This is a genomic window from Thiolapillus sp., from assembly GCF_048562965.1.
Classification (GTDB): domain Bacteria; phylum Pseudomonadota; class Gammaproteobacteria; order Chromatiales; family Chromatiaceae; genus Thiolapillus; species Thiolapillus brandeum_A.
This window is the reverse complement of sequence record NZ_JBHNMF010001355.1, coordinates 1-680: the sequence shown is the minus strand read 5'-3', so window position 1 is coordinate 680 and position 680 is coordinate 1. Positions and strand designations below refer to the sequence as shown.

Below are 680 nucleotides of genomic sequence, written 5' to 3'. Positions count from 1 at the left end.
CATCGGGCATGTCACGCAGGCGCTGGTCAACCTGTGGTTCAAGCGGAACCCAAACGACAACGATCTTCTTCCAGAAGAGATCAAACCTTTCTTTACCGAACTGTGTGATGTTCAAAAGGCCCGATTCCGCCCCGGTCGGGTACTGCTGGGGTCGCAACTGATCGCCTTTTTCCGGGTGGACCGGGCGTGGACTGAGCAATATCTGTTACCGCTATTTAATTGGGACAATCCGACCGAAGCGAAAGCCGTGTGGGAAGGCTTCCTGCAGTCACCCCGCTTGTACCAGCCCCTGCTGACGGCCTTCAAAGCCCCGTTCCTTGAGAGTGCAGAGCACTATACCGACCTGGGTGGACACTACAAACAACAGTTCGCGGCCTTCCTGACGTACGCAGCATTGGAGCCAACCGAAGGATACACCATGGATGAATTCCGTTCTGCGATGGGTGCGCTGCCTCAAGACGGGATTGAGGCGTCCGCGCAGGCGCTTTTCCAGGTGCTCGAAGGATCTGCCGATCAGCGCGAGGACTACTGGAGGAACCGTGTCCAGCCCTTTTGGCAACAGCTCTGGCCCAAGTCCCGCGACCTGGCCACCCCACGACTTGCCGAACGCTTAACCCTGATGAGCATTGCCGCCCGAGGCGAATTCCCGGCTGCTTTGGCTGCGGTAAAAGACTGGCTGC

1 pseudogene is annotated in these 680 nt (G+C 58.1%); it reads left to right on the top strand.

Annotated features, from left to right (window positions below):
• Nucleotides 1-680, top strand: a pseudogene (locus tag ACOCD2_RS24285) (hypothetical protein); the annotation flags it as partial.